This is a genomic window from Cohnella laeviribosi DSM 21336 (assembly GCF_000378425.1).
GTDB lineage: Bacteria > Bacillota > Bacilli > Paenibacillales > Paenibacillaceae > Cohnella > Cohnella laeviribosi.
This window is the reverse complement of sequence record NZ_KB899838.1, coordinates 1-19,306: the sequence shown is the minus strand read 5'-3', so window position 1 is coordinate 19,306 and position 19,306 is coordinate 1. Positions and strand designations below refer to the sequence as shown.

Annotated in this window: 17 protein-coding genes; 16 read left to right on the top strand and 1 reads right to left on the bottom strand. The window is 57.5% G+C overall.

Translation table 11 applies throughout. From position 1 onward, the window contains the following. Positions 1 to 17 precede the first annotated feature (17 nt). The 7 genes from F560_RS0116910 (at position 18) to F560_RS0116880 (ending at position 9,280) form a co-directional block, all read left to right on the top strand. A complete protein-coding gene (locus F560_RS0116910; RefSeq protein WP_019006946.1) occupies positions 18 to 836 on the top strand; it encodes a carbohydrate ABC transporter permease in 819 nt (272 codons plus the stop codon). 55 nt (positions 837 to 891) lie between these two features. Then, complete coding sequence (locus F560_RS0116905) at positions 892 to 1,905, top strand: zinc-dependent alcohol dehydrogenase (RefSeq protein WP_019006945.1); 1,014 nt, start codon at positions 892 to 894, stop codon at positions 1,903 to 1,905. 187 nt (positions 1,906 to 2,092) lie between these two features. Then, positions 2,093 to 4,309 (top strand): helix-turn-helix domain-containing protein, encoded by a 2,217-nt coding sequence (locus F560_RS0116900; RefSeq protein WP_019006944.1) that lies wholly within the window; start codon positions 2,093 to 2,095, stop codon positions 4,307 to 4,309. Between the two features lie 277 nt (positions 4,310 to 4,586). Continuing rightward, on the top strand, positions 4,587 to 5,480 hold the full coding sequence (locus F560_RS0116895) for an ABC transporter permease (protein WP_019006943.1): 894 nt from the start codon (positions 4,587 to 4,589) through the stop codon (positions 5,478 to 5,480). Positions 5,481 to 5,493: 13 nt separating this feature from the next. Next, positions 5,494 to 6,372, top strand: coding sequence for a carbohydrate ABC transporter permease (locus F560_RS0116890; protein ID WP_019006942.1), 879 nt, complete (start codon positions 5,494 to 5,496; stop codon positions 6,370 to 6,372). 60 nt (positions 6,373 to 6,432) lie between these two features. Next, positions 6,433 to 8,046 (top strand): extracellular solute-binding protein, encoded by a 1,614-nt coding sequence (locus F560_RS0116885; RefSeq protein ID WP_019006941.1) that lies wholly within the window; start codon positions 6,433 to 6,435, stop codon positions 8,044 to 8,046. Positions 8,047 to 8,125: 79 nt separating this feature from the next. After that, the gene (locus F560_RS0116880; protein ID WP_019006940.1) at positions 8,126 to 9,280 is read left to right on the top strand and encodes a Gfo/Idh/MocA family protein; all 1,155 of its coding nucleotides are present in this window, start codon (positions 8,126 to 8,128) and stop codon (positions 9,278 to 9,280) included. Between the two features lie 261 nt (positions 9,281 to 9,541). On the opposite strand, the gene F560_RS0116875 is transcribed toward F560_RS0116880, so the two are convergent. After that, entirely contained in the window at positions 9,542 to 9,931 is a 390-nt protein-coding gene (locus F560_RS0116875; protein WP_019006939.1) for a VOC family protein, read from the bottom strand. A gap of 330 nt (positions 9,932 to 10,261) precedes the next feature. Between F560_RS0116875 and F560_RS0116870 the strand changes: the two genes are divergently transcribed. The 9 genes from F560_RS0116870 to F560_RS23530 all read left to right on the top strand — a co-directional run. Further along, positions 10,262 to 11,431: a sugar ABC transporter substrate-binding protein gene (locus F560_RS0116870; RefSeq protein ID WP_019006938.1), complete on the top strand. Its 1,170-nt coding sequence runs from the start codon at positions 10,262 to 10,264 to the stop codon at positions 11,429 to 11,431. Next, positions 11,428 to 12,909, top strand: a complete 1,482-nt coding sequence (locus tag F560_RS0116865; protein WP_019006937.1) for a sugar ABC transporter ATP-binding protein — start codon at positions 11,428 to 11,430, stop codon at positions 12,907 to 12,909. The genes F560_RS0116870 and F560_RS0116865 overlap by 4 nt, the downstream gene beginning before the upstream one ends. Before the next feature lie 19 nt (positions 12,910 to 12,928). Further along, positions 12,929 to 13,918: an ABC transporter permease gene (locus F560_RS0116860; RefSeq protein ID WP_026298350.1), complete on the top strand. Its 990-nt coding sequence runs from the start codon at positions 12,929 to 12,931 to the stop codon at positions 13,916 to 13,918. A gap of 16 nt (positions 13,919 to 13,934) precedes the next feature. Continuing rightward, on the top strand, positions 13,935 to 14,693 hold the full coding sequence (locus tag F560_RS0116855) for an aldo/keto reductase (RefSeq protein WP_019006935.1): 759 nt from the start codon (positions 13,935 to 13,937) through the stop codon (positions 14,691 to 14,693). A gap of 240 nt (positions 14,694 to 14,933) precedes the next feature. After that, a complete protein-coding gene (locus F560_RS0116850; protein ID WP_019006934.1) occupies positions 14,934 to 15,533 on the top strand; it encodes a TetR/AcrR family transcriptional regulator in 600 nt (199 codons plus the stop codon). 36 nt (positions 15,534 to 15,569) lie between these two features. Continuing rightward, complete coding sequence (locus tag F560_RS0116845) at positions 15,570 to 16,580, top strand: ABC transporter permease (RefSeq protein WP_019006933.1); 1,011 nt, start codon at positions 15,570 to 15,572, stop codon at positions 16,578 to 16,580. Next, entirely contained in the window at positions 16,573 to 17,409 is an 837-nt protein-coding gene (locus F560_RS0116840; protein ID WP_019006932.1) for an ABC transporter permease, read from the top strand. Before F560_RS0116845 ends, F560_RS0116840 begins: the two co-directional genes overlap by 8 nt. A 37-nt stretch (positions 17,410 to 17,446) precedes the next feature. Continuing rightward, the gene (locus F560_RS0116835) at positions 17,447 to 19,069 is read left to right on the top strand and encodes an ABC transporter substrate-binding protein (protein ID WP_019006931.1); all 1,623 of its coding nucleotides are present in this window, start codon (positions 17,447 to 17,449) and stop codon (positions 19,067 to 19,069) included. Positions 19,070 to 19,129: 60 nt separating this feature from the next. Further along, positions 19,130 to 19,306, top strand: a 177-nt coding sequence (locus tag F560_RS23530; protein ID WP_033396328.1) for an ATP-binding cassette domain-containing protein, incomplete at its 3' end; no start/stop codon positions are given.

Below are 19,306 nucleotides of genomic sequence, written 5' to 3'. Positions count from 1 at the left end.
GGAAGGGAGCCGCCGATATGCCAGCCGCGTTAAAAAGACTGCCTTTGTACGTCGTCTTCGCGCTCTTGGGCGCCGTCTTTCTGTTTCCGTTCGTCCTGATGGCGCTCGGCTCGTTTCAGAAGGTGGGACGGGCGATCGCCGACCCGCTGTTCTGGATTCCGGACGAACCGACCCTGTACAACTTCAACTACATCTTCGAAGCCAGCAACTTTGCGAGATGGATCGGCAATTCCTTGTTCCTGACCTTGGTCCCGGTAGCCGCCCAGCTTTTTCTCGCGGGCTTGCTCGGCTACATTTTCGCGAAAAAGCGGTTTTTCGGCAGGGAAACGATATTTTGGCTGCTGATGGCGGTCGTCATGGTGCCGAACCAACTGCTCATCATCCCGAAATTCATCATGTTCAGCAAGTTCGGCTGGGTCAACACGTACGCCTCCATTATCGTCCCCGAGCTCTGGTCGATTATGGGCGTATTCCTCGTCCGGCAGTTCATGCTGACCATCCCGAACGACATGGAGGAAGCGGCTTACATCGACGGCGCCGGAGACTTTCGGGTGTTCTTTCAGATCATGCTGCCGCTGGCCAAACCGGCGCTGGCCACGGTAGGGACGTTCGCTTTCATCTCGTGCTGGAACGACCTGTTTACGCCGCTCATTTTCCTGACGGCGGAAAAGATGTATCCGATCACGGTCGGCCTGTCCTCGCTATTGACCAAAGAAGGGAATTTCGGCATCGAGATGGCGGGCGCGGTCCTTTCGTTCATTCCGACGTTCTTGATTTTCCTGTTCTTTCAGCGCTATTTCACCGAAGGGATCGCCATGTCCGGCATCAAATCCTGAGCGGCGGCCGCTCCAAACGCATAGAGACATACCACTTGACGGAGGGAGAACAACCTTGAAAACTGTGATCGCCCAAGCCGGCGCCGTGAAAACGGCGGAACAGCCCAAGCCGCGGGTAGCCCCGAATTTCGTGTTGATCCAAACGGTCTTTTCGGCCATCAGTCCGGGGACCGAAATGTCCATGGTAAAGCGGGCCGGCGACCGGCCCGTTCAGCTCGGCTACAGCGCCTCCGGCATCGTGCTGGAAACGGGAGAGGGGGTTGCCCACGTGCGCCCCGGCCAAAAGGTGGCCTGCTACGGAGCGCCGTTCGTCCATCATGCCGAAACGCTGGCGGTGCCCAAACACTTGGTTGCGCCCGTGCCGGACGGCGTGACCTTCGAAGAAGCGTCGCTGGCCGGATTGGGCGCCATCGCGATCCACGCCTTGCGGCAAGCCGACCTCCATTTCGGGGAAAGCGTCATTGTCGTCGGCCTGGGGATTCTCGGCCAGATCATCGCCCAGGTCGCGCATGCCGCTTCCTGCCACGTGATCGGCCACGACCTGCTCCCTTCCCGCTGCGAGCTGCTGCGCCGGGCGGGAATATCCCGCGTGTACGATACGGCTGAAGAAATGGAGCGCCATTTGTCCGAACATACGAGAGGGGAGGGGGCGGACGCGGTTATCCTGTGCGCCGGCGGCCATGCGCCGGAGCTGATCAACGCATCGCTGAGGCGCCTCCGCGACAGAGGAAAAATCGTCGTCGTCGGCGATTTGAAGATGGAATTCGAACGGGAGCTCATGTTCGCGAAAGAAGCGCAGATTCTCATTTCCCGCGCCGGCGGACCGGGCCGGTACGACCGGGATTACGAGGTGGACGGGTTCGATTATCCCGTCGGGTACGTCCGGTGGACGGAAGGCCGCAACGTCGAGGAGTACCTGCGGTTGTTGGCCGAAAAGAAACTTCGCGTTCGGGAGCTCATCTCGGAGGTCGTGGACGTGGAAAACGCGGCGGATGCGTACCGGCTGTACACGAGCGCTCCCGAGCGGACGGTCGGCGTCCTGCTGCGGTACGCAGGCCGGCCGGCATGAGAAAACCTCCATCAGCTCGTCGATTTGGACACTTCCCATGCGGAACGGTTCGTGCCGGCAGATCGATAAACGTTGGAAAAAAGAAGAAGGTTTCGGCGCGAGCGATTCTTTTGACAAACAAATATTGCACTTACATCCGTCCGGGATTAGACTGGAATTACCTATGACGATTAGGGGCGGATTCCCGATGCGAATGAACTGGTATTACCGGATGATGCTTTCCTACACGCCGATTTTCTTTGTCGCCATTTCCTCGCTGATTTTAATTTTCTTTACTATGCTCAACCGTTCGTCCGAAAACCGCTACATGGAGACGAACAAGGCGATTGTCCGGCAATTGATGGAGAGTACGGACGCCACGCTGAAGCTGATCGAGCGGAACGTGGTGAGCGAATTGTACACGGACAAATTGCTGCAAACCTTCTTTAACGACGAGCCGAAATCGTTGTTCGACTACTACACGATTCAGAAAAAGCTGATCGACGTCAAATCGACGCTTCCGTTTGCCAGTTCCATCTATTTGTACAACGCCGCAACCGACAAAGTCTTAACGGAATCCGGCGTCTTTCTGCTGCCGTCTTTCGGCGACAAGGCGTTTTTTGCGGACGCGTACGAGAGGCGCGTTTCCGCCGGCTGGACCGATCCGCGGCCGTACAGCCTGTCGGCGGACGATCCCAACAAGCAGCAGGTCGTTTCGCTGATCAAGGTGTACCCCTACGCTGCCGACAAGCAAGGCGCCGTCGTCATCAACGTTTACTTAAGCTCGATTGTGGCGTACCTGAACCAGTTTCATCCGAAGACGACCGAATCGGTTCAGCTTCTGGGCAGCTTTTTTCATCCGCCGGACACTTCCGGGCTTGATATGTACGTGCGTTCAGAATATACCGGGTGGTATTACCGGGCGGACATCATCCACGCGGAGGAGTATTCCGTGCTGTCGATGCTGTCGAACATTTGGTTCATTATCGTGCTGGCGATCATCGTGCTGGCTCTCGTGCTGTTCACGCTGATCACGCACGTCCACTACAAGCCGATTCAGGCGATCCTCGCCAAAATGGAAGGCTACATGGCGCGGAAGAGCGAACAGCTCGGGCTCAAAACGCATGCGAACGAGTTCAAGTTCATTGAAACGGCGATCGACGACTTGCTGCGAAAATCGGTCGATTATGAAAACCTGCACAAGGAAGGCGAGCGGCTGCGGCGGCAAACGTTGTTCCTGGAGCTGCTCGAAGGGTTCCGGACCCTGACCGAGCCGGAATGGGAGAAGCAGATGCGGTCGTTCGGCCTGCCGCATACCTACAAACAGCTCGGCGTCGTGGTGCTGGAAATCGACCGCTACCGTTCTTTTACCGAGAAATACAAACCGGCCGATCAGAACCTGCTGAAATTTTTGCTGGAGACCGCGTTCCGCGAGCTTGTCCAGCAGCGGGGCTTGTCGATGTGGCACGCTTGGGTCGAACCCCGGCAAATGGCCGCCGTCCTGCACTTGCATGAGAGCGGTACGTCCGGACAGGAGACGCTGCGGCAGGCATGCGAAGAGTTCCAAAAGTGGCTTGCCGGCAATCTGGAATTGACGGTGTCGGCCGGGATCGGCGAAGCGGTCGATTCGATCGAAGACATTGCAAGCGCTTTCCGGAATGCGAAGGAAAACGTGTCCTTCAAAGCGGCATTCGGAACGGGCAGCATCATCGACAACCGAACCATCGGCGCGAGAACGAACGGAGAATCGTACCGCTGTTATCAGGCGATCATGGAGATTGCCCATTATTTCCGTTCGGGCGACGAACAATGGAAGTCCGGGCTCGCCGATCTGATGGGGAGGCTGCAGGACATGCCGGCTTCCCGCTTGGAACTTGCGGCCTTTCTGAACAACCTGATTCACAGGCTTGGGAAAGAGATCGGCGCCTTGTCGCCGGACATAAAGCGGCGGTGGTCCGACCGTTACGAACGCCGGCTCGCGCAAATCGCCGACGAGACGGAAACGATCGCCGAGCTGCACGAGAGCCTGGAGGCGGAAATGGCCGCGTTGGCCGAAGAGATCGAGCAGGAGCAAGTCAGCCGCAAGAAACATAAGATCGCCATGCAAATCAAGGAATACATCGACCGCAATTATGCCGATCCCAGCCTGTCCCTCGTTCAGGTCGGCGACCGGTACGGGCTCAAGCCGCGCAGCGTCAGCAGCCTGTTCAAAGAAGAAATCGGCGAAAATTTCCTCGATTACCTGCTCAAGGTGCGGTTTAACCACGCCAAGGAGATGCTCGTCCATACGGATGAGCCGATTCAGAACATTGCGGAGAAGGTCGGCTACACCCACGTCATTTCGTTCCATCGCGCGTTCAAAAAAATGTACGATCTGCCGCCCGGAGAATATCGGAACGTCTATCGGCTGCGGCTGTTGGAATAAGCGCCAAGCCGGCCGTTTCCCGCAGGCAGGACGGACTGTTGAGAAACGCTCAACAGTCTTTCTTTTCATTCCGTAATTTAACACGATACCGCGTTAATGTAATAAAATAAGGCAAAAAAGTAAAGCGCCGGAAAACGGTTAAGGCCTGAAGGCACGGCGTTTTTGGCGTATTGGTTAACCGGAGGATTAATGACAATTTCCCGAACGGATTTCACCTGTTACAGTGAAGGGCGAGCGTGATCACCTCATGGAGAAGCGAAAAGCGGGGAGGACTGGCATGAAATCCATTCGCCAAAATTGGCAACTGTACTTGCTGCTGTTGTTTCCCTTCGTTTATTTTGTCTTGTTCAAGTACATTCCCATGCTGGGCGTCGTGGTGGCGTTCAAGGATTACAACATTTTCAAAGGCGTCATGGCCAGCCCTTGGATCGGCTTGGAAGCGTTCCGGGAAGTGTTCGCGATGGACGGTTTCTACAATGCGCTGCGCAACACCTTCGTGCTCAATTTGCTGGATCTTGTCATCGGATTTCCGATTCCGATCGTGCTGGCGATTCTGTTGAACGAACTGCGTATCCGGTGGTTCAAGAAAAGCGTGCAGACGATTCTGTATCTTCCCCATTTTATTTCATGGGTCATTATCGGCGGAATGGCGGTTCAGCTGCTGGCGACGCATTCGGGGGTCGTCAATCAGATATTGACTTCTTTCGGTTTGAAAGCGATCCCATTTTTGTCGGAGCCGATTTACTGGATTTTCTCCTACTTGGGCATCGGCATCTGGCAAAGCGCCGGATGGGGGACGATCATTTATTTGGCCGCTTTGACGGGCATCAATAAAGATTTGTACGAGGCGGCCGAGGTCGACGGCGCGAGCCGGCTGCGGAAAATGTGGCATATCACGCTCCCGGGGATCAAGCCGACCATCGTCATCCTGCTCATCATCAACATCGGCCATATGGCCAGCATCGGTTTCGATCGTCCTTACGTGCTCAGCAATCCGCAAGTGATCGACGTATCGGAAGTCATCAGCACATACGTATACAAAATCGGCATTCAATCGGCGAGGTATACGATCGCCACCGCCATCGGCCTGTTCCAGGCGGTCGTCGGTCTTGTCTTCCTGCTGTCCGCCGAGCTGTTTTCCCGCAAAATCAACGATCAAGGCATTTGGTAAGGAGGTTGGCATGATGAAGCAGTACGGCAAGTACGGCAATGGCAAAGCGGCGGATTATGTCATCATGGGTTTTATCGCGGCGGCGAGCCTGCTGTGTTTGGCGCCGATGCTGAACATTCTGGCGCTCTCGCTCAGTTCGAACGGACCGATTATGGCCGGCAAAGTCACGTTTATTCCCGTCGACATCGATCTGACCGCTTACAAAACCGTATTCGGCAACGCCGCCATGATCAAATCGCTGGTGTTTACCGTTTGGATGGTCGCGCTGTTTACCGCCGTCTCCATGACGATGACCATCATGGCCGCTTATCCGCTCACGAAGCCGAACTTGAAGGGCCGCGGTTTTTTTCTGTTCATCATTGTCCTGACCATGTTCTTCAGCGGGGGCATCATTCCCGACTATCTGCTGATGCGAAATCTGAATTTGCTGGACACCGTCTGGGTGCTCGTTTTGCCCGGCGCCATTAACGCGTTCTACTTGCTGATTCTCAAAACCTTTTTCTCCTCCATTCCGGTTGAACTTGAGGAGTCCGCGCGCATCGACGGGGCCGGCCATTTTACCATTTTGCGCTACCTGGTATTGCCGCTGTCGCTCCCGGTTCTCGCGACGTTGGGCCTGTTCTATGCGGTCGGGCGGTGGAACGGGTTTATGGACGCGCTGCTGTACATTACGAAGTCGGACTTGTATCCGCTGCAACTGAGGCTGTACGAAATGGTCATCAACAGCCAGGTCATCGACATGGCGGAAGGGATGAACAATGCCGCCGCTCCGGTGCCGGAAAGCTTGAAGGCCGCTTCCATCATGTTCGCCACCGTCCCGATTCTGCTCGTCTATCCGTGGCTGCAGCGCTATTTCATATCCGGCATGATGATCGGGGCGGTCAAAGGCTGATAGTTACCCTTCTAAAGGGTTTCTATACAAACATATCATTCAAAAGGGAGTTGAAAAGAGATGTTCAATTGGAGGAAAGGCTTCGCGGGATTGCTTGCGGTGGTGATGACGGCCGCGCTTCTGGCCGCCTGCGGCGGGAACAAAGGCAACGACGCCCAAGCCAGCGGCTCGCCGCCGTCCGCGTCCGCATCCGGGCCGGAGAAATCCGAACCGCCCAAGGGCGATCCGATCACGCTGCGGATCGAGCTGTTCGACCGCAACAACACCCCTGCCGGGGCGCCGCCGATTACCGACAACTTCATGACCCAGTATATTCAGAAAAACTTCGGGGACCCGAACAACATCAAAGTCGAGTTCGTCACGGTGCCGAGATCGCAGGAAATCGACAAGCTGAACGTGCTGATGGCGGCGAACCAAGCGCCGGATCTGGTGTTCACCTACGACACGCCGACGGTCCGGAAGTACGTGAAGGACGGCGGCTTGACCGACCTCGGGCCGCTTCTGGAGCAATACGGGCAAAACCTGAAGAAAGTATTGGGAGACGAAGTGCTGGAATACGGCGTGTTCGAAGGCAAGCAGTACGCGATTCCCGCTCGCCGCGTTCTGCTGCCTCAGACGACGACGATTATCCGCGGCGACTGGCTGGAAGAGCTGGGCCTGCCCGTTCCGACGACGACCGAACAGTTCTACAACGCGTTGAAAGCGTTTAAAGAGAAAAAGCCGGGCAATGCGGGAGACAAAATCATTCCGTACGGCTATATCGACTACTTCCATACGCGTCCGCTGGTGTACTCCTTCTGGGAATGGGATAAAATTTCCGACGAAGATCTGTTCGCCAACCCGGAATGGCTGATGCCGGGCAACAAGGAAGGCTTCCGCTTCCTGAACAAGCTGTACAACGAAGGGCTGATCGATCCCGATTTCCCGCTGACGATGAACAAAGATACGACGCAGTTCCAGAAAGACCTGATCAACGGACGCATCGGCGCGGCCACCACCAATACGAACGAACCGGTATACCAAGGCTATTTGGCGGAAGTGCAGAAAGCGAATCCGAACGCCAAGCTCATCCCGATCGATCCGTTCTCGGACTCCCGCGGCAAGCATCCGAAGCCGGTCTATACGCCGAACGGCATCTATTTGCTCGTTCCCAAAGCGAGCAAGAATGCGGAGGCGGTCATCAAATATTTGGACTGGATGGCGCTGCCGGAAAATATTATCGCGCTGCAGAACGGCATCGAAGGCGAAACGTACGAGATGGTGAACGGCGTCCCGCAAACGCTCGACAACGATAAGGCGAAGCAAACGCTGTACAATTACACCGATTACCTGATGATTCTGAACGGCAAATTCGTCAGCCTGACCGACGAGAAACTGAACATCGCGGCCAACGCGTCCGATCCGAATTTCAAAGACTTTACCGTCGCCAGCATCGAGGCGGGATCGAACGACGGCGTCACGAAGCCGACCGTCACCGCGGCGATCGAATCGGAAATCAAGTACGCCACGACACTCAAGGAAAAAGACGACGAGATCTTTGTGAAGGTCGTGACGGCCAAACCGTCCGATTTCGATAAAGTGTACGACAAGGAAGTGCAAGACTATATGAAAATCGGCGGCCAAGCCGTCATGGACGAGAAACGGGCGGCTTACCGCGCCGAAAAAGGCCAGTAAAACCGGTTGAACCGTCCCCTGTTGCAAGCCGAACGGGGGACGGTTTCCTTCCGCATTCAACCCAAAGGAGATGCATCCTATGATCCGTGTAGCCGTCATTGGAACGGGTGCCATATCCGACGCCCACATTGGAGCGTATTCGCAGTTCGCCGATAGATGCCGGATCGTCGCCTTGTGCGACATCGCTTCGGAGAAGGCGGAAGAGAAAAAACGGAAGTTCGCCCTGGACTGCGCCGTGACCGGCGACTGCGACGAGCTGCTGTCGCGCGGCGATATCGACCTCGTCTCGGTATGCACGCCTCCGTTTACGCATGCGGAGATTGCGATTAACGCGCTTCGCGCAGGCAAGCACGTGCTGGTGGAGAAGCCGATGGCTTCGTCGCTGGCGGAGTGCGACCGGATGAACGAAGCGGCGGCGGCTTCGGGCAAGATTCTGTCGGTCGTCAGCCAGAACCGGTTCGGGGACGCGGCCATGAAGCTGAAGCGCGTGCTCGAATCCGGGCTTGTCGGGCGGATCCTGCATGCCCAGGTCGATTCGTTTTGGTGGAGAGGGTATTCCTACTACGATTTATGGTGGCGCGGCACCTGGGAAAAGGAAGGGGGAGGGTGCACGCTGAACCATGCCGTTCATCATATCGATCTGTTTCAATGGATGATGGGCATGCCGGATCAGGTGACGGCCGTCATGCGCAATACGGCGCACGACAATGCCGAGGTGGAAGACTTGTCCGTCGCCATCCTGTCCTACCCCCGGGCGATTGCGCAAGTGACGAGCTCGGTCGTGCATCATGGCCAGGAGCAGCAATTGGTCTTTCAAGGCGAGAAAGCGCGGGTCTCCATGCCGTGGCGGGCGACGGCATCGCTTGCGCAGGAGAACGGCTTTCCGGTCGTGCATGCGGAGCTGGAGCGCGAGATCGAAGCTTTCGCCAGCGGCATTCCGCCGCTGCGGCATGTCGGCCACAAAGGGCAAATCGACGACGTGCTGACCGCGATCGAAAGCGGCACCGGCCGGGTGTTGGTAACGGGACATGAGGGCCGAAAAACGCTGGAAATCATCAATGCGATTTACGAGTCGGCCGCGACGGGAGCGACGGTTGCGCTGCCGCTTCGCCCGGACAGCCCGTTCTTTACCCGGGACGGGATCCTCGCGCATGCCCCGCGCTTCTATCCGAAGAAAAACGCGATCGCCGCCTTCGGCAGCAATGAAATTTCCATCAGCGGCGAGCAGAAGTGACGGCCTGCCAATTTTCATTTCTGCGGGGGAAAACGGCTGAAGGAAGGGGATACGATGGCCATGAAGCACCGGATATACATCCCGACGCGAGCAGCGGAAGCGTAAGAGAACGGTACGAGGAGTACGCCGGAATGAAGCCGAAGGGCTTCACGGCGGAACTCTCTATCATTTGAACATCAGAACCAACTGAAAACGGGACGAAGCAGATACGGACTCTGCTTCGTCCCGTTTGCGCCGTTCGGGCGACACCCGCCCGGCGGATTACCTTTGGAAAAACTCGATCCATTCGTTTTCCGGTCCGTAGATGAAGAAGTACTTGTGGCCGTTCGGCAGCGTCGTGATTTGATCGTGGCCTTCGACAAAAGGAATATTCAGCTTCTTCAGCCTTTCGTACTCCGCCTCGAGATCGGGCACGTTGACCGCGAAGTGGTGCACTTTGCCTTCCGCCGGCAGCTGGTCGTTATATCCTTGGATCAGCTCGATTTCGGTTTCGTCCGAGCCCTCGAAGCCCAGAAAAGCGAGCTGCAGCACGCCGTTCGTGTGGGTGAACCGGGCTTTGACCTGAAGCCCTACGATTTCGGTGTAGAACCGGATCGTCGTATCCAAATCTTTGACAATGACGCCGACGTGATCGATTCGTTTCTTGGCCATGGCGGGTTTCCTCCTTTTGGAATGCCGTTCGATTTGAAAAAAGTATAATCCTTTAATATATAGTAGTCAAGTCGGAATAATAAGAAATTTGTCTTGACAAGTCGAAAGAGCATTCTATACTATGAAAATAGTTTTAGGACATCGGAATTATCGCCAATCGAATACCGGCTTACTGGTCCGCCAGCAGCTCCACAACCGCCATTCTCATCGGGAATGGCGATGTGGAGTTTTTTATTTTTTTTGGATTCGGGAGGTGAGAAGCGGCAACGACAAGTCTTTCTATGAACCGGCATTTCGATTTCATAACCATATAGGGAGTGTACGATTTTCATGAAAAAGACGTTAGCTTGGTTTCTTACGGCCGTATTTCTTCTTTTAGCCGCCTGCACCAACGAACAGAACGCGGCGGAGTCATCCTCCCCGCCCGCCTCTTCGACCGTATCGCCCTCGCCGTCGCCATCCGCTTCATCCGCCCCGTCGGCAGAGGCGGCAACGGAGAGCAGCGCGGCCGACACGCCATCGGCGGCGCTTCCGGACAAGCTGCAGAAGCCGTTGAAAATCGCGCTCGTCACCCGGATTACGACGGGTTCCTTTTTCGCCCAATACAGCCAGGGGATTAAAGACCAGGTCGCAGCCTTCGGCGGCGAGCTCAAAATATTCGATTCGAACAACGACTTGGCCAAAATGGCTTCCAACGTGGAGGCGGCCGTCAACGAGAAAGTGGACGCGATCCTGATCAACAACGGGACGGCCCAGGCGCTCGCCCCCGTCGTGCAGAAGGCGCTGGACGCGGGCATTCCCGTCGTCGCCTACGACAGCGACTTAACCCTCCCCGGCGTTACTTCCATCGATCAGGACGACTATTTGCTGGGCTGGCAGTCCTTGAAGCAGCTCGCGACCGACCTGAACGGAAAGGGCAACATCGGTATTCTGTGGGTCGCCGGCTACCTGCCGATGGAGCGCCGCGAAGTCATGATCGAAGCGTTCAAGAAGCGGTATCCGAACATCAAAGAGGTTGTCCGCGCGGGAAGCGTAACCGCCAATACGGCGCTGGACACGCAGGCCCAAGTCGACGCTTGGCTCAAGAAATATCCGGAACCGGGGCAGCTGCAGGCGATTTACACCACATGGAACGAATTCACCCGCGGCGCATACCAGGCGATCAAGCAATCGGGGCGCACCGACATCAAAATATACGGCATCGACCTGACGGAAGAAGACTTGCCGCTGTTTCAGGCGGAGGACAGTCCGTGGGTCGCGGCGTCCGCCACGAATCCGACGGACATCGGCCAGATCCAAACCCGGCTCGTCTATCAGAAGGTTGCCGGGGAAACGGTTCCGGACAGCGTGTCGATCGAGCCCCATTTGATCCTGAAATCCGCGTTGCCTAAAGAAAAAATCTCGTTTGCCGATCTCGGCAAGTACGTGCCGGGCTGGGGCAGCTCCGATACGGCCAAATCGCCGTGGATGGAGGAACTTGCGAAGAGGGCTCAAAAATGACGCTTGTTCTTCGGTCTATCGAGCATGGATTCGGCGCCCAAAAGGTGCTGGACCGGGTTACGTTCGCGGTCGCGCCGGGCGAAGTGCATGCCTTGCTGGGCATGAACGGAGCGGGAAAAAGCACCCTGCTCCATCTGGCCGCCGGGGTGTATATTCCACAGGGGGGGACGGTCGAGATCGACCGTCGTCCCGTTGCGTTCCGATCCCCGAAGGAAGCCGCGGCGGCGGGAATCGTCTTTTTGACGCAGGAGGTCGACCGCGGACTGGTTCCGGCGCTTACGGTGCACGAGAATCTGACGGTCGGCCTGCTCAAGGATGAGCGCCGAATCGGTTTCTCCCGGCGGACTAACCGTCTCAGGGCCCGGGAGATGCTGCGGCGCTTCGGACTGGACTGGAACGTCAACCGGCCGGTGGCTTCGCTGTCCATTTACGAGAAGCAAATGCTTTCGATCGTACGGGCCGTGGCGGGACAGGCAAAGTACTTGCTGCTGGACGAGCCGACGGCCTCGTTCGACCGGAAAGAGGCGGAGCGGTTCGGCCAGCTGATCGAGGAGCTCAAGCGGCAGGGCATCGGGATCGTGTTCGTTTCCCACCGGATGAACGAGATCTTCGCTTTGTCCGATCGGATCAGCGTTCTTCGCGGCGGCAAGCTGGTCCTGGAGCGAAAGACCGGCCAGACCACGCTGGAAGAGGTGGTGGCCGCGATGACCGGAGGGGAAGCGTCGATTCGGCGCCGGCCATACAAGGAGTTTGAAGGTCCGGAGCAATTCGCGGTTCGCGGCCTCCCGCTCGATCCCGATGCCCCCGGCATCGGCTTGGGGCTCAAGCCGGGGGAAATCGTGGTCGGCTTCGGCCTGCTGGGCAGCGGAAAAACCCGTCTTGCGCGCGCGCTGTTCGGAGCCTCGAAGCCCTACCGCGCCTTGATCCGCGGCAACGAGCGCCTGATCCGGGGAACGCGCGGGGCCGCCCGTCAGGGGCTTGCGTTCGTTCCCGAAGAGAGAGGAAAGCAGGGGATTTGGAAACGGTACGATATCCGGACGCACTTGGCGCTTTCTTTCCGGGGCTGGATCTTCAAATCCAGGGAAATCGCCTACGCCCGGGAACTGATCGGCGCGTTCGCCATATCGCCGGCGATCCCTTCTTACAAAGCGGGCGCGCTCAGCGGCGGGAACCAGCAGAAGGTGGCGATCGCGAAGTGGTTTGCGCGCAAGCCGGTGCTGGCCATTTTCGACGAGCCGATGAAAGGCATCGACGTGGCCGCCAAGGAGACGATCTTTCGAATGATCGAATCCTTGGCGGACCAGGGGGCTTCGATCTTGTATTTGACGGCCGAGCCGGATGATGCGCTGCGCATCGCCGACCGGATCTTTGTCCTGTCCCGGCGGCGGATCGTCGCATGGATGTGCTCCGACAAGGCAACGGCGGAGATGCTGTTATCGGTTGCGGAAAGGGGAGAACAGCCGAGTGGAGGCAATTGAAGTCCGGTCAAAAGAACGGTTGCCGGCGACAAAAACGGTGCCGGAATGGTTGTTCCGCTACGGCGCCGTCATTACGATTGTCGGCGTTATCGCTTATTTTTCCGTCGTGAACGAGCACTTTTTTACGTACAGCAATTTAAGCGATATTTTACGATCCATTTCGATTGTGACGTTTCTTGCGCTGGGCGTGACGTTCAGTCTGGTGGTCGACGGCTTCGACGTGTCTGTCGGCTCCACGACCAGCCTGGCGACGATCGCCGCAGCCTCCGCCCTGGTGCTGCACCGGCAGGAGCTGCTCGTGGCCTTGCTGATCCCGTTGCTGTGCGGCGTCTTCGTGGGGCTGCTCAACGCGCTGCTCATCGTCAAACTCAAGCTTCCGGATCTGCTCGCCACGCTGGCGGTCATGTACATGGTCAACGGGATCCAGCTCACCTATTCGAAAGGCTATTCGATTTACGAAGGGATGCCGTCTTCCGTCGGGGAACAAACCGGGCGCTTCATTCCTTCCTTTAAATTCATCGGCCAGGGGGAGCTGTTCGGCGTGCCGATGCCGGTCCTTTTGATGCTGGCGTTCGTCTTGATCTCCTATCTGTTTCTCGAATTCACCACGTTCGGCCGGCGCATGTATATGGTCGGAGGCAATCCGGAAGCGGCCAATCTGTTCGGCATTTCGGTGTCCGGCTATCGGGTGTTCGCGTATGTCGTGAGCGGCTTGTTTGCGGCCCTGGGCGGGATTTTGCTCGCCAGCCGGATCGGCACGGGACAGGTGTCCGCGGGAGCCCCGCTGCTGATGGATGCGGTCGCGTCGGCTTATATCGGGTACGCCTTGTTCGGGGAGAAGCGGCCGAGCGTCGTCGGCACGCTGCTCGGATCGATTCTGATCGGCGTGCTGCTGAACGGGCTGACGATGATGAACGTGCCTTATTTCGCGCAGGACATCGTCAAAGGCGGCATTTTGGTATTGGCGCTGGCCTTTTCGTTTTTGAGAAAAGATCCGGCGCATCGATAAAGGAGGAGGATTTCGGATGGAGAAAAGAAAGCTGGGAAGCAGCGGTCTTGAGGTATCGGTGATCGGCTTCGGCGCTTGGGCCGCAGGCAAAGTGGGATGGGGCCGCGTCACCGAAAGCGAGCTGGAAGAGGCGATCATCCGCGCCTACGAAGAGGGGGTCAACTTCTTCGATACCGCCCCCGTATACGGCTTTGGCGAATCGGAGCGCCTGCTGGGCCGGGTGCTGAAGCCGTTTCGAAAACAGGTGATCATCGCGACCAAATTCGGATTGGTCTGGGATGCGAACGGAATCCATAACGACGTATCCGCCGCGGGCGCGCGCCGAGAAGTGGACGAAAGCCTGAAGCGGCTCGGAACGGACTACATCGATCTGTACCAGGTGCACTGGCCGGACCCGACCGGAAAAGTGCCGATCGCCGAAACGATCGGCGCGCTGAAGGATCTTGTCCAGGAGGGGAAGATCCGCCATATCGGCGTGTCCAATTTCTCGGTCGAACAGCTAAGGGAAGCGCAGGCGATCGCGCCGATCGTCTCTCTTCAGTCTCCATATAACCTGCTTCAGCGGAAGGCGGAGCGTCTGAAAGAAATCGCAGCCAAGTACGGAAAAACGCCCGGGCAGGTCGCCTTGCGCTGGCTGGCGGCGAATCCCGCGGTCACTTCCATTATCGCAGGGGCCAAGACGGCCGCACAGGTGGAGGAAAACGTAGGCGGCGTCGGCTGGGACATCGACGATCCCGATCTGCGGACGCTTGACGCAGCGTTTCGCGATGAGTGAGCCCGCCTCCCCGGGTGCGGTAGCCTTGTCCTGATCGATCCGATGGATGCCGGAATAACGGGTTCAATGCGCTCCTCGCCTCTCTGTCCGGTCCGGACAAGAGGAGGAGCGTTTCCGTTTTGACCAGAAAGGATCGTTGACAAAATCCGAGTAACCCGATAAAATATCAATACTGACTGACCAGTCAATCTGGAGGGAGGGGTAGTTATCGCCTCTGATCAGCAAGCAACGCAGCGGGATTTGCGCAGGGAGCAACTGCTGGCGATTGCGGTGGAACGGTTCGCCAAATACGGTTATCACAAAACGAAGATTTCCGATATTGTGGCCCAGGCCGGCGTGGCGCAAGGAACGTTTTACTGGTATTTCAAAAGCAAAGAATCGATTGCGCTCGAAATTATCCAATCCGGGAAGGAACGCTTGCTTCAGGTCATCGGCAAAGGCTATCGGACCGAGCCCGGGACCGTGCAGGAGATGGTTCAGGGCTCTCAGCGGCTGCTGGCCGACATTTTCCGGTTCGCCCGCGACAACCGTTATTTTATGGAACTGCTGCTGACCGAGCGCGGCGAGGACGAGGCGATCCGCCAAGCCTTCAGGGAGGCGCGCGTTGCCATGGAGGAAGCGTTCAGGCGCAATATCCAAAGGGCCATCGAGTTCGGCATGCTGCCGGAATCGATGGATCTGCACGTGCGGGCGGCGCTCCTGATGAGCCTGATCGAAGGGATTGTCGCCAGATGGCTGTTCGGCCCCGTTCCTCCGGATTCCGATTTGGCGAATCTTACGCCTGAACAATTGGCGGCAGAGGCGGTCCGGTTTGAGTTTTTCGGCTTGCTGGGCATTTAGCCGCCGCATGGTACGAGTTAAGGAGGATGAAGGGAGTTGCTGGCATACGCGATCCGGCGTATCGCGATGATGGTGCCGAGCTTGGCCGGGATCATCGTGATCACATTCATCTTGACCAGGGTGCTGCCGGGCGATCCAGCCCTGATGATAACGGGCGAGCAGGCGTTGCCGGAGTTCGTGGACAAAGTTCGCGCCCAGTACGGGTTCGACCAGCCGCTGCTGGTGCAGCTATGGGAATATCTGAAGCAATTGGCGAGGGGAGACCTCGGATACGCCTGGCACACGGGTCATCCCGTAGCCTCGGATTTCATCACGCGGTTCCCCGCCACGCTTGAGCTTACGCTGGCCAGCATGATCATTGCCCTGATCGTCGCGCTGCCTCTCGGCATCTTGGGGGCCGCAAAGCAAAACTCGGTATTCGACCACATCGCGCGGTTTCTATCGTTTGTCGGGTCGTCCGTGCCGATCTTCTGGCTGGGGCTGCTGCTGATCGCGCTGTTCTATTCGAAGCTCGGCTGGTTGCCCGCTCCGGTCGGCCGCATCAGCGACGGCATTTATCCTCCGACGCATGTGACGGGGCTTTATGTGGTGGACAGCCTGCTGAGCTGGGATATGGTCGCGTTGAAGGATTCCCTGCTCCATCTGCTCATGCCGGCCTTTTGTTTGAGCATGGGGACGATCGCGATCGTGACGAAAATGATCAGGGCGAGCATGCTGGAAGTCATCAAGCAGGATTTCATGAGGACGGCAAAAGCCAAAGGGCTGTCGGAAACGGCCGTCATTTGCAAGCACGGTCTCATGAATTCCCTAATCCCCGCGTTGACGGTGATCGGACTGCAGTTCGGCTATCTGCTCGGAGGAGCCGTGATCACCGAAACGATCTTCGCGTGGCCGGGGGTCGGCAATTACGTTACGGAATCGATTCTTTCCGCCGACTACGCGCCGATTCAGGCCATGACGCTGATCAGCGCCGTGCTCTACGGCGCGGTGAATCTTCTGGTCGAGTTGCTGTACGGCGTATTGGATCCGAGGGTGCGTTATGATTAAGCTGAGAACATTGCTGCGTAACCGGTTGACAGTCATCGGGTTGTCGATCGTGTCGGTTTGGATCTTGCTGGCGCTGCTTGCGCCGCTGCTGGCGCCTTACCACCCGAATGAGCTGAATCCGGAGGACAAGCTGCTGCCGCCCAATTCCGAGCATTGGTTCGGCACCGACAATTTCGGAAGGGACATATTCAGCCGCGTCCTGTACGGAGCGCGGGTCACCGTATGGACGGGCATGGTGTCCGTCGGCATCGCCTGCGTCATCGGCATTCCGCTGGGCGCCGTCGCAGGCTATTTCGGCGGAAAAACCGGCAATCTCATCATGCGCGCCATGGATTCGCTGCTTGCGTTTCCGTCGCTGATTCTGGCCATGGCGCTTGCGGCCTCCATCGGACCGGGGCTTTTGGGCGCGCTGCTGGCCGTCGGGATCGTCGCCATACCGGAGTTCGCCCGGCTCATGTACGGCCAGACCGTCGTCATCAAGGAGCATGAATACATCGAAGCCAGCCGGGCGCTGGGCGTCCGGCACCATTGGATTTTGCTCCATCACGTGCTGCCGAACGCCTTCGGCCCCTTGCTGGTGCAGATTACGCTCGGACTCGGTTCCGCCGTCCTCACCACGTCGAGCCTGAATTTTATCGGGCTTGGCGTAAGGCCGCCGACCGCGGAATGGGGCGCGATGATCTCGTACGGACGGGACTATATTCTGTCGGGCGAATGGTGGATGACGGTCTTTCCCGGATTGGCCATTGCCACGACCATTTTCGGATTTTTCCTGCTTGGGGACGGGCTGCGGGACGAACTGGACCCTCACAGCCGTTCCACTAAATAAATAGAAGAGATACTTCATCGTTTGGGAGTGGACAAAAATGAAACGACAAAAGCTGCTGGTTTTCATCTCTACGTTATTGGTCGTCTTGCTGCTTGCCGGCTGCACCAAAAGCGCGAATCCGAGAGAAGGCGCGGGCGCGAGCCCGAGCGCTTCCGACAGCGGGGCGCAGTCGTCGCAGCCGGCTGAGTCTGCCGGCGCGAAGACGATTACGATCGCGTATTCGCAAGGCGCCGGCCAAACGATGGACCCGCACGAGGCGGGCGATTTAACCTCCGCTTCCTACGCGTTCGCGCTGTACGATCAGCTCGTCACAAGCGGAACGGAAGAAAAGGACGGCAAGACGATTGGCCGCACCGACAAAATCGAGCCTTCCCTGGCCGAAAAATGGACCGTGTCCGACGATCTGAAAACCTACACGTTCACCTTGCGGGACGGCGTGAAATTCCAAAGCGGCAACCCGGTGAACGCCGACGCGGTGCTGTATTCGTTCGAACGGGTGCAGACGAAAGGCGAAGGCGGTAGCCTGTACAAACTCGCCAACATCCAATCGGTCAACAAAATCGACGACAGAACCGTCGAGTTCAAGCTGAACGCGCCGAACCATTTGTTCCTGAAGTATCTGGCCACCTTCACGTTCTCCATCGTGGACCCGTCCGTCGCCAAAGGCCAACCGGACGATTATTTGACGCGGCACTCGGCCGGTTCCGGCCCGTTCTCCCTGGAGAAATGGGACCCCGCTTCGGAAGCGGTGTTCGTGGCGAACAAGAACTACTGGAAGGGCGCGCCGAAGGTTGACAAAGTGATCGTGAAATACGTCAAGGAAGCTTCGAACCGCGAGCTGATGCTGGAGAAGGGCGATGTCGACGTCGCGCTCGACATTCCTCCGAAAGACGTGGAGAGCCTGAAGCAAAAGGACAACGTGGTCATCCAATCGGATTCCACGAACCGGATCGTCTACCTGGGCATGAACGCCAAATTCAAACCGTTCGACCAGTTGAAAGTCCGCCAGGCGATCAACTACGCCATCGACCAGCAGAAGCTGATCCAGAGCGTCATGTACGGACAGGCTTCCCCCATGACCAGCTCGATCTCGAGCAAATCGCCGGCGCACACGTCCGAAGGGAACCCGTATAAATTCGATTTGGAAAAAGCGAAGTCCCTGCTGAAGGAAGCCGGGTACGAAAATGGCTTTACCTTCGATCTGGTGGTCAATTCTTCTACGCAAGACTATGAGGACATTGCGGTTCTGCTGAAAGCCGACCTGGAGAAAATCGGGGTGACGTTGAACATCAAGAAAGTGGCCCCGGCCCAATACCGCGAGCTGGTCAACAACAAGCAGGCGGCCGCCTTCCTCGGCAAGTATACGTCGCTTGTGAACGACCCGTCCTACCACTACGGCTTTTTGCTCGACAGCAAAGGCGCCTCCAACTACACGGGGTACTCGAACAAGCAAGTGGACGAACTGCTGGCCAAAGCCAACGTGGAACCGGACGAAGCCAAGCGGACGGAGCTTTACAAGGAAGTCCAAAAAATCGTTACGGCCGACGCTCCGTGGGCGTATCTGTACGAAAGCAATCTGATCGCCGGCTTCAGCAAGGACGTCAAGGGTTACATTTTCTACCCGGATGAAATCATTCGGTTCGTTTCGCTCTATAAATAAGATCAAGACAAGGCCCCCGAATCCCTTCGGGGGTTTCCCACCTGAGCACGGGAGGCAACGATGACCAAGCTTCTGTCCGTCGACAATCTGACCGTAGAATTTGCCGGCCCGTCCGGCCCCGTCCGCGTGGTGGACGGCATCAGCTTCTCGCTGGAAAAGGGAGAAACGCTGGGCATCGTAGGGGAGTCCGGCAGCGGAAAAAGCGTCACCTCCTTGTCCATCATGCGGTTATTGCCC